This window comes from Chitinophaga sp. GbtcB8, from assembly GCF_019091455.1.
GTDB lineage: Bacteria > Bacteroidota > Bacteroidia > Chitinophagales > Chitinophagaceae > Chitinophaga.
In genome coordinates, this window is sequence record NZ_JAGXJN010000002.1 from 65824 (window position 1) to 76846 (window position 11023).

The 11023-nt window shown below is 49.6% G+C and carries 7 protein-coding genes; 3 read left to right on the forward strand and 4 right to left on the reverse strand.

Annotated elements, in window-relative coordinates; translation table 11 throughout:
- Positions 1 to 88 precede the first annotated feature (88 nt).
- Positions 89 to 2392 (forward strand): c-type cytochrome, encoded by a 2304-nt coding sequence (locus KVT36_RS03340; RefSeq protein WP_217602086.1) that lies wholly within the window; start codon positions 89 to 91, stop codon positions 2390 to 2392.
- Positions 2393 to 2503: 111 nt separating this feature from the next.
- Here KVT36_RS03340 and KVT36_RS03345 read toward each other — a convergent pair whose 3' ends face one another.
- Positions 2504 to 3052, reverse strand: coding sequence for a DUF192 domain-containing protein (locus KVT36_RS03345; RefSeq protein ID WP_254639826.1), 549 nt, complete (start codon positions 3050 to 3052; stop codon positions 2504 to 2506).
- A gap of 123 nt (positions 3053 to 3175) precedes the next feature.
- Between KVT36_RS03345 and KVT36_RS03350 the strand changes: the two genes are divergently transcribed.
- The gene (locus KVT36_RS03350; protein WP_217602087.1) at positions 3176 to 4465 is read left to right on the forward strand and encodes a Gfo/Idh/MocA family protein; all 1290 of its coding nucleotides are present in this window, start codon (positions 3176 to 3178) and stop codon (positions 4463 to 4465) included.
- 106 nt (positions 4466 to 4571) lie between these two features.
- Here the strand turns inward: KVT36_RS03350 and mqnE are convergent, their stop codons facing one another.
- The 3 genes from mqnE to KVT36_RS03365 form a co-directional block, all read right to left on the reverse strand.
- Positions 4572 to 5750 (reverse strand): aminofutalosine synthase MqnE, encoded by a 1179-nt coding sequence (gene mqnE, locus KVT36_RS03355; RefSeq protein WP_254639827.1) that lies wholly within the window; start codon positions 5748 to 5750, stop codon positions 4572 to 4574.
- Positions 5751 to 5752: 2 nt separating this feature from the next.
- Positions 5753 to 7885 carry a M43 family zinc metalloprotease gene (locus KVT36_RS03360; RefSeq protein WP_217602089.1) on the reverse strand — a complete coding sequence of 711 codons (2133 nt, stop codon included), beginning with the start codon at positions 7883 to 7885 and terminating at the stop codon, positions 5753 to 5755.
- Between the two features lie 128 nt (positions 7886 to 8013).
- Positions 8014 to 9705, reverse strand: coding sequence for a nucleoside transporter C-terminal domain-containing protein (locus KVT36_RS03365; RefSeq protein WP_217602090.1), 1692 nt, complete (start codon positions 9703 to 9705; stop codon positions 8014 to 8016).
- 163 nt (positions 9706 to 9868) lie between these two features.
- Between KVT36_RS03365 and KVT36_RS03370 the strand changes: the two genes are divergently transcribed.
- Positions 9869 to 10957, forward strand: coding sequence for a hypothetical protein (locus KVT36_RS03370; RefSeq protein WP_217602091.1), 1089 nt, complete (start codon positions 9869 to 9871; stop codon positions 10955 to 10957).
- Positions 10958 to 11023 lie beyond the last annotated feature (66 nt).

Here is an 11023-nt window from a genome sequence, read left to right on the forward strand (position 1 = left end):
TCATTTTCCCAACCCCTAAATTTGCATATTCCTCCAACGTACCTTATTTTAGTTTTTTGCAATCGATGTAAATAAATAGCAGCGCGGAATGAAAAACTGGTTACTCTCTTACAGCTTATTAGCCGCTGGGGCAATATGTATTATTTCTTGTCAGCCTAACACTTCAGAAAAAAAAGACAAACACCAAACGGATTCCCTGGCCATGCGGGAAAAGTTTGCAGAATCGCCTGTGCTGGACGCCAAAACTTCGCTGGAACATATCCAGGTGGAAGAGGGCTTTAAAGTGCAGCTGGTAGCGGCGGAACCGCAAGTATCCGTACCTGTGGCCATGACCTTTGACGAAAAGGGCCGTATGTGGGTGCTGGAAATGATGGGGTACATGCCGGACACCTCAGGCACCGGCGAAGATATGCGTAATGGTAAAGTGGTGATACTGGAAGATACTAATAAAGACGGGGTAGTGGACAGCCGTAAAGAGTTCATGGATTCACTGGTGCTGCCCCGCGCTATTTGCCTGGTGGAAAACGGGGTACTGATAGCAGAGCCACCCAAGCTGTGGTATGTTGAGAACAATGGAGACCATGCCGGAAAAAAAATACTGGTGGATGATAAGTATACAGAAGGCGGTAACGTAGAACACCAGCCCAACGGGCTTTTGCGGGCCATGGACAACTGGATCTACAACGCAAAATCAGATAAGCGTTACCGTAAGGCCGGAAATAAATGGCTGATAGAGCACACCCATTTCCGCGGACAGTGGGGCATTACGCAGGATAACTACGGCCGCTTGTTTTACAATAACAACTCTGAGAACTTACTGGGCGATTATTTTAGTCCCGGCCTGGGCGCCAATAACACCGCACAGCGCACAGTGGCTGGTTTTGATGAACATATTGTACCGGATAACCGGGTATATCCCATACGCCCTACACCAGGTGTGAACCGCGGTTACCAGAAGGGCGTGCTGGATGACAGCCTGCGCCTGGTGAATTTTACTGCTGCCTGCGGACCCCTGGTATACCGCGGCGGGCTGTTTGGTGAGGCTTATGATGGCAACGCCTTCGTAGCAGAACCTTCTGCCAATCTTATTAAACGTAACCTGCTGCAGGATAGCGGATATATTGTTACCGGTAAGCAGGCCTATGCCGGGAAGGAGTTCCTGGCCAGCACAGACGAGCGTTTCAGACCGGTGAGCCTGTACACCGGGCCGGATGGGGCTATGTATATACTGGATATGTACCGCGGCATTATACAGCACAAAACTTACCTTACACCTTACCTGAAGAACGAGATCAAAAGCCGCAACCTTACCCAACCGCTGAACTGCGGCCGTATTTACCGGGTAATACCTGCCAAGGCAAATAACGTACAGCCGGTAACGTTACCTGATGATCCGGCGAAGCTGCTGGAATTGTTAGACCATCCGAATGGCTGGGTACGTGACCGTGCGCAGCAAATGATCATAGACCATCACTATACCACGCTGGTACCGCAGCTGCGGGCCCGCTTACAGCAGGATACCATTAAACAGGCCTGGGGCCTGCTGCATGTTATGTGGACCCTGGAAGGTTTAGGCCAGCTGCAGGTAGAAGATGTAGCGGCGGTATTAAAAAATAAGAACCCTTACCTGCGCGTGCAGGCGCTGGCTGCAATGCCGGCTGTTATTACACCACAACAGGTGAACCGGGTATTGCAGCTGATTGTTCCTTTACAGCAAAGTGTATTGCAGGCGCCTTCTGTGGCTATGCTGCTGCCTTATATAAAACGCCTGAATGCTACGGCCGCAGGCCAGCTGCAAACACAGCTATTACATACTTATGCTAATGACCGTTATGTAGCAGATGCGCTGATCGGGAACAATGCCGGCCATGAACAGCAGCTGCTGGACCAGGTGAGCAGCTGGAATGCAGATACTACCTTATTGATACGTAAACGCCTGCAAAAGGTATTAAAGGATATTGATAACCGGCGCAAAGCCAAGCTGAATGAAGGTTTGGTGAAAGCGTACCCCCGGGGGGCCAGGATCTTTAAAACGGTTTGTCAAACCTGCCATGGAGATGACGGTAACGGCATTCAATCCCTGGCGCCACCGTTAAATGAATCGCAATGGGTGAAGGGTGATAAGCATAAAGTAGCAGCTATTGTATTGTTTGGCCTGAGTGGTCCCGTGAACGTAAATGGAAAAGTGTACAAAGCGCCGGAAGTAAGCGGGGAGATGCCCGGTATTGGCAGCAACGATGAATTTTCTGATAGTGATATTGCGGAAGTGATCAGCTTTATCCGTAATGCCTGGAGCAATAAAGCAGCGCCGTTAACGGAGCAGGATGTGCAGAAAGTGCGGCAGCAGTATAAGGGCCGTGAGAAAGGGTTTACAGCGGAGGAGCTGAAGTAATGAATTAAGCTGAGTGCAAAACGCTCAACGCAGAATGCTTAACGCTAATTATGTTATGTTAGTGCATTCTGCGTTGAGCGTTTTGCGTTTAGCACTCAGCATAATTCGTAATTAGTTTTTGCTGAACGCAATTTTGTCTCCAAAGCCTATATGATACTTATCGCAGAAACCGGCATTCACTTCTACTACATACTGCGCCTTTTTGAAGGAGGGCAGGCTTTCTTCTGACTGTGGGGTGGTGTATTTCTGGATGGATACGATCTCCTTTTTATCATCTACATAAATAATATCCAGGGAAATGTAGGTATCCTTCATCCAAAAGGATTGTTCGGCAGCTTCCGTAAAAACGAATAACATGCCCTGCCCGTCTGTCATGGATCTGCGGCGCATCAGGCCCTGGGCTCTTTCATCGTCTGTTTCGGCTACCTCCATATCTATCTTGTGGAGGGTATCGTTCTTGGCCTTGCCAATAAAATACAGCTCACCCTCTTTTTTGAACTGAGGTCCATTATCTGTGGGAGCAGCCACCGTGGATGTATCGGTGGTAGTAGTGGCGGCAGTGTTATTGGCAGTACGGTTGCCACAGCCGGCAATGTAAAGGCAAAAAGCCACGTTGAAGATCCATTTAGAAGTAGTTATCAGCATTTTTACAGGTCTCATGACCCTGAAGTTAGGAAAGTTTTTTATTTTTAAGCTCAAAGCTAAAAGCGCAAAGCATAAAGCCCTGGATCCCTGCTTTTAGCTTTGTGCTTTATGCCTTCTGCTTACTAAAATTCCACACATATGCATCGCAGATCATTCCTCAAAAACACTGCACAGGCAGGAGTTGTTTACTCCGCATTACCTCTGTTATCATCCTTACAACGTACAGCGCCCTATAAGCTGGTGCTCATTGGCTCCGGCTGGTGGGGCATGAATATTTTACGCAGCGCCCTGCAGCACGGCGGCTGTAAGCTGGCAGCCATCTGTGATGTGGATGAACGGCAGGCAAATGCTGCGCTCATGGTTATTAATACCCTTACATCGGATAAGCCTAAAACGTATAGGGATTACCGTGAGCTGCTGCATAAAGAAAAACCGGAAGTAGTGATCGTAGCTACGCCGGATCACTGGCACCCGCTTATTGCCATTGCAGCCATGCAGCAGGGGGCGCATGTGTATGTGGAAAAACCCATCTGCCATACCATTAACGAAGGGAAGGCTATGGTTAAAGCGGCACGTCAATATAACCGGGTGGTACAGGTAGGTACGCACCGCCGGGTATCGCCACATAATATTTCCGGCATTAACTTCCTGAAATCCGGCAAAGCCGGGAAAATAGGAATGGTACGGGCTTTTGTGCATTACGGCGGGGGAGAAGGTAAAAAAGTAGCAGATGAAAGCGTGCCGCAGGGCCTGAACTGGGATATGTGGTGCGGACCGGCGCCTTTACATCCCTACAACCCTACCATTCACCCCAAAGGTTTCCGGCAATACCTGGATTATGCCAACGGGCAGCTGGGCGATTGGGGTATTCACTGGATGGACCAGATCCTGTGGTGGACAGAGGAAAAGTACCCGCGCAAAGTGTTTTCCTCCGCCAACCGTTTCATTAAAAAAGATAATACCGATGCACCGGATACGCAGAATGTGATCTTTGAATTTGAATCCTTTACCGCTACCTGGGAACACCGCATGTATGCTGGTAATGAAGCGGAAAAGAGTAATGTAGGCTGTTACTTTTACGGCACGGAAGGCACCTTTCATATGGGCTGGCTGGATGGCTGGACCTTTTACCCATCTGACAAGAATAAATCTATAATTCATGAAGCGCCGGTACTGCATAAACCTGATGATCAGAACATCCCGGAGCTGTGGGCGGATTTTATGCAATCTGTTCAGCAAAACCATTCGCCGGTATGCGATATTGCCATCGGGCAACGCTCTACCAATATGAGCCTGCTGGGTATGCTGTCTTATAAATTAGGCCGTAGTATTGAGTGGGATGGGGAAAAGCAGCTGATTAAAAATGATGAAGAGGCGAATAAGCTGTTGCAAAGGAAGTATAGGGGAGAATGGGAGTACCCGGTGTGAATGCAAAATGCCGAACGCTTAATGCTGAACGCTGATTATGTTATGTTTGGAGGTGGACATACCTCCGCTGCATTAGCGTTAAGCATTAAGCGTTTTGCGTTAAGCATTAATTTTTAGAAAGTTCTTCTTCTGTAAACACCTCGTCCGTGTAGTCTTTGATCTCGTTGTACACGGTATCACGTTCTACGGGGCGGCGGCCGGCTTGTTTAATGAGCATGGCCAGCTGCGCAGTGTTCAGGGAAGGGTTTTGTTCTTCCGCACCAGCCATAGAGTATATCTTGGTAGTATCGTCAATAGTGCCGTCCAGGTCATTTACCCCAAAGGATAAGGTGAGCTGTGAGGTGCTTCTGCCCAGCATAGGCCAGTAGGCTTTCAGGTGGGGGAAGTTATCCATATACAAACGCGCTACGGCATACATCTTCAGATCCTCGATAATACCGGATTCCTTTACATGCGACATTTCATTATCCTTGTTACGGAACTTCAGCGGTATAAAGGTATTGAAGCCATGGGTCTCGTCCTGCAGCTGGCGCAGGCGTTCCATATGATCTATGCGGTGATGGTATTCTTCTATATGGCCGTACAGCATGGTGGCATTGGTGTGCATGCCTAAATTGTGCGCAGCGCGGTGAATGTTTAACCAGCCTTCTGCATCTACCTTATCATGGCAGATCTGTGAACGGATCTCCGGCGCAAAGATCTCTGCACCGCCGCCTGGCATGGATTGCAGGCCGGCTTCGTTCATAATACGCATGCCTTCTTCCACGCTTACCTTTGCCTTGCGGAACATATAATCCAGCTCCACGGCAGTAAAACCTTTAATGTGCAGATCCGGGCGGTGGGCCTTTATTTTGCGCATCAGGTCACAGAAGAAGTCCATGTTCATTTTAGGATGTACCCCGCCTACAATATGTACTTCTGTTACGGGTTTGCCATCATAGCCTTTTACAATGTCCAGCATCTGCTCTGTGCTGAGTTCCCAGCCTTCTTCCTTGTGTTTATAGGAGCGGGAGTAGGCGCAGAACTTGCAGGTGAAAATGCAAACGTTGGTAGGCTCTATATGAAAGTTGCGGTTAAAGTAGGTTTTATGCCCGTGCAGGCGTTCCCTCATCTGGTTGGCCAGGGCGCCTAAAAATGTTACATCCCCTTTTTCAAACAGGATGATGCCCTCTTCCGGTGTGATCCGCTGCTGGGCCAGCACTTTTTCTCCTATCTTTTTTAGGTCTGCATCCAGGTTGGGCTGCTGCAGCAGCGTACTTACAGCAGGATATTCTGTCGTTCTCATCGTCATCTAACTTTAATTATTTTAACGGTCTTGGTCCTATTCCTGTAAATTAATTTTACAAAATAAACACCATTTGGCTCATTTACCAAATCGAAGGTGAAGCGGTTGCTGCTATTGATGGCCGTACCCTGCTGCCGGGTAACCAGCTGCCCCTGGGTATTGTAAATAGCAATGGCATCCAGGTCGGCAGGTGCTTCCAGGAACGTTACAAATACCTGTGTATTAAAGGGATTGGGGGTTACGGTAAAACCTTGTTCCTTCAGGAAGGTATTAGTGGTTTTAGTGACGATGTTGATATTATCCAGGTAAATATTATTCTCGAAATTGGAAATATTGCGGAACACCACCCGGAACTGGCCGGCCGGGATAAAGGAGGTAAGGTTCACCGAATCTCTGCGCCACTCGCCAGCTGTAGGTATAAACTCTGTGGAGATAGGCGTGGTGTGGGTTACCAGGTTAGGCCCCCATTTGTTATACACGTTATTTAGCGTTTGCCCGCAATCCGTAGTTACCAGCACCTGCAGGGAATCCCAGGGGTTATTCACTGCATTCAGGCTGGTTTGCACGGCTGCGGCTACGTCAAAGAACAGGAATACGGAATCAAATCCCTGCGCATTGATCACCGGTGTGTACAGGTCATCTACTGCGCCATTTGTATTATAACCCAGGTTACGCATTACAATAGATTGACTGCCAGCCTTCGCCGCATCGCGGGTAAGCTCCCAGGTAAACCCATTGTCAGGGTTCCACAGGTCCCAGCCATTGGCAGGCGGGAAGGTGGCGGTTTCAAATCCTTCTGATAAAGGCAGGCTGGCCGGTGTAAAATACCGGAAGCTGGCAGCTGCGGTATCATTTTCCGGCGCTTCATCTGCCACGCCATTAGGCAGGGAGGTATAGGCGGTAATGATATGCGAGCCTGTACCAACAGTACCGGCAGGTAATTGTACCCCTACCTGTTGTAACAGGGGCAGGCTGCCGGTCCAGTTAAGGGTTTGCGGGGTGCCACCATCTACCCGGTACGTGATCTGTACGCTGGTAAGTGTTTGCGCGCCCCTGTTCTTCAATATTACAGCAGGTGCAAAACCGGTGCTGCATATTTGTCCTAAGGGCGAGTTGACGGTGGTTACTCCGGCATCGTTGCTCTTCAGGTTCACCGGCGTACAACCATCGGAGGTAAGCAGGGAGCTGCGGATGTTATCCAGCACATAACGCATACGGGTGGCCTGGTCTGCGGTAAACAGGTGCATGCAGGCATCGTCCGTATAATCCATGTAGTTCATGAACATGAAGCCGGGTGCGGTGCTGCTGCAAACATCTGTTTGCGGGAAACCGGGGCAGCCATAGGTACGTTTGCCCTGCAGGGGGGTATCGTCAATACCGTCATCCACGGTACAGCGGGCAACGGAGCCATCGCCATCATCATCTCCCCAGATATGGCGCAAGCCAAAGTAGTGGCCTATTTCATGTGTGGCAGTGCGGCCGCCGGCAAAGGTGCCGGTAGCGCTGCCGGTGGTGCCAAAAGCGGTGTATAAGACCACCACACCCTGTTCTGCGGCCGGGAAGGTATTGTCCGGAGGGGTGGCTACGCCCAGGTAGCCATTGCCCATATTACATACCCATATATTCAGGTAACGGTCTGCGTCCCAGGCATCAGAGCCGCCGGTGGCGCTGTACTTTACTTCGTAGGCGGAATTGGTGCCTGCATCAAACGGGCCATGGGTAGTGGTTACACGCACAATGCCGTTGGAGGGGTCCCCATCCGGCGTGCGTTGCGCCAGGCAAAAATTGATGGCGGAATTGCCGATAATGGCTTTCCATGCAGCGGGTACCGCATTGGTATCCGCGTTGGCGCCTGTATAATCTTCGTTTAAGACCTGTATTTGTGTCGCTATCTGCGCATCAGTGACCAGGGCGGGGTTAGAGAGCACTACGTGTACTACTACGGGTATGTTCACCACTGGTTCTGCCGTGCCTTTGAGCAGGATGGCCTGCTGTTTTTTCAGGCTCACTGCCTTGATCAGGCGCTGTTCCATAGCGTCGTGCTGCTGCTGCAGATAAGGGTATCGCTGGATCTTATTACGGATAGCATCTTCCGTAGCGCAGGTACGTTGTGCCTGCAACGGTAACAGATACACTAATAAGCATAGGAGTAGGAGGGCCGGCGTGCGCAATTGTTGCTATTTTTGGTGATTTGCTTTACAGCAAGATACAATCTTAAATGTGAACCTACTGTAAGAATCGATGAAACGACAGTTGTTAGAGATTAAATTAAAGCACCCGCAATACAACCGCACATCAGGCAGGCAATGGTACCACCTATCAGTGATTTTACACCCAGCTCCGTAAGGTTCCTGCGCTGGTTAGGCGCCAGCTGGCTAATCCCACCGATCTGGATGCCTATAGACGCAAAGTTTGCAAAACCACATAACGCATAAGTGGCTATGAGCAAGGATTTAGGGTCATGAATGGCATTGGCTGCCTTCATATTGCCCAATGATATATAGGCTACAAACTCGTTCAGAATGGTTTTTTCTCCCAGCAGCTGCCCAATGGAAACCATGTCCTGCTGCGCCACGCCAATTAACCATGCCACCGGTGCAAATACATAACCCAGTATCATTTGCAGGGATAGCTCCTGGTAACGGCCATGGGTTGCGATGGCTACCTGCGTATTCAGGCTGGTGATATTACCTACCCATCCCATAAGGGCATTGGCCACATACATCATGGCGGTAAATACCAGCAGCATGGCGCCTACGTTCACGGCCAGCTTCAGGCCATCGGTAGTACCCAGTGAAAGAGCATCCAGGAAGTTATCGCCCAGCTTTTCCTTGGGGATCTTTAACTCTTTGGATATTTCATCATCATGCGTTTGCGGGAATAATATTTTGGATACCACAATGGCGGCCGGTGCGCTCATGATAGACTGGCTAAGCATGTGCAGGGCAAAGTAGTGCTGCTGATCAATGTCCGTACCGCCTAACATGCCTACATAGGCTGCCAGCACGCTGCCGGCGGTATTGGCCATACCCCCGATCATGATACAGAGTATTTCAGAGCGGTTCATGGCTTCCAGGTAAGGGCGTATCATCAGCGGGGCTTCTGTTTGCCCCAGGAAGATATTAGCGGCGGTGGATAAGCTTTCTGCCCCGGAAATTTTTAATTTATTAAGCAGGTACGCAAACACATATACGATCTTCTGTAACACGCCCAGGTAATACAGGATAGAGGATAATGCGGCAAAGAAAATAATGTTGGGCAGCACCTGTACGGCAAATACGTAGGCCCAGCTGCCATTGGGATCGGCCAGGTTACCGAAAATAAATTCCGTGCCTTTGTGGCTCAGGTTAATGAGGTCCACAAAAGAGCCGGATACTTTTTCCAGGATGATCTTAAAGATATCCGGCGGGCATAACTTAGTATATACGCATACGGTGAGCAGCAGGCAAACGGCCAGGATGGTCCATTTGATCAGCTCTATCTTGTTCTTTTTGAAGAGCAGCCATATGAGCGCCCACAAAATACCAATACTGACCGTGATGGATAAATTAGGGAGCTTGAATTGCGTGCAACGGATAATGCCGAAAAAGAACACGACCAGGCAGGCCAGGGACAGCGTTATGCTGGCAGCATCCGCCTCCAGGCGTTTGCTGTTCACCACCACAGGGTTTCCATGATCATCTACTGCATTTTCAGCTTCCACCGGTTCTTTCATCTTCCTGATGCGGTTCACGATCATGTATATTACGATGATCCCGAAGGCCAGCCAGAATACCGGCTGATCGCCAATACGGGTATTGAGCACGCCCATGGCAAACATTACCTGGGCAAAAATGCCCATACCTACCAGTTTCCAGTCGATAGCCCGTTTGTTATTGCTAAGCAGAAAACACACGGCAACCAGGAAAAGCATGCCTATGCCGCCGCGCATCAGATTATACCAGTGAAAAGACATATTTAGATAGAGTTAAGCAAATAAGCAGCAAATAAAAGGGAAAATACGTGTTTCAGCAATTAAGTTATTACCAGGGATAAAGTTTTTACATAAAAGTGTAGGTATGGGCGTTTTTTTACATATTTTCTTCACCTTTGCGGGACTAACTATTCAGGGGAACCATATGCAGCAACAAACGGGAAAAAAGAAGATCGTATTACTGGAACTGGGCGGATCGCATGTAGAATGCCTGTATGCGCAGGTACTTTTCCTGCAGCCGGCCTATGAAGTGCATGTGATCTGTAACCGGCACCTGTGGCCGGAGCTGGAGAAAATGGAAGGCATTAGCGGGCACCAGCTGCATGATACTGCCAATGCCCGCGGAGAGGTAGTGCCCCGTGTTAAACAGTATTTAAAGGAGCATAATATCAGCCACCTGGTGATCAATACCACGGAAATATCCCTGGTGCGCGACCTGGTGCTGCGCTTATTATTTACCCGCATTAATATTACCGGCGTGGTGCATAATGCCCGCAAGCTTAATAACAGCTTTACCATGCGGCAAATAGTGGGTTTGAAAGTGAAAAAATTCTTTGTGCTGAACGATGCGCTGCTGCCCCATATACATGCCAGGAAAGGCACTACGGTAGGCAGTTTTTACCCGGTATTTTTCCCTCATACGGGCACGCCTATATCCAAACCGCCGCATGAATGCTGGGTAAGTGTGCCGGGCAGCATTGAAAGCAGCCGCCGGAACTATGCCGGCCTGCTGGAACAGGTTAAGCAATACGGGCTGCCGGCCAATATGAAGATTATTTTCCTGGGCGGTTTTTACCCCGAGCGCGACCCGGACATTGCAGCGCAGCTGGCCGCCCTGCCGCCGCAACAGCGGGAGCAGCTGGTTACCTTTGGGCCGGAGCTGGTACCGCAGGCGGTATTTGATGCGTGGATGCGGCAAACAGACCTTATACTGCCGCTGCTGCACCCGGGTGTGCATAAGTTCCAGGAGTATTTAACTACCCGTATTTCCGGCGCCTATAACCTCTCATTCGGATATGGAATACCCCTGTTAATGGAACAATCGTTCAGCAGCTGGGGCGATCTGGCGCAGCATGCGCTGTTTTACCAGGTGCCGGACCTGCATAGCATGCTAAAGGCTATTGCCGCTAACCCTGAGCTGCTGCAGGAGAAACGGGCTGGTATAAACGCTGATCCTAAATTTACGCTGGAAGAGCAGCGGAGGCGTTACCTGGCTTTGGTGGAGAAGGTATAATGTATATGATATATGTGATATTTGCCTTGTGTGATTGAAAACATTACTTTTGTATATAGAGTACAC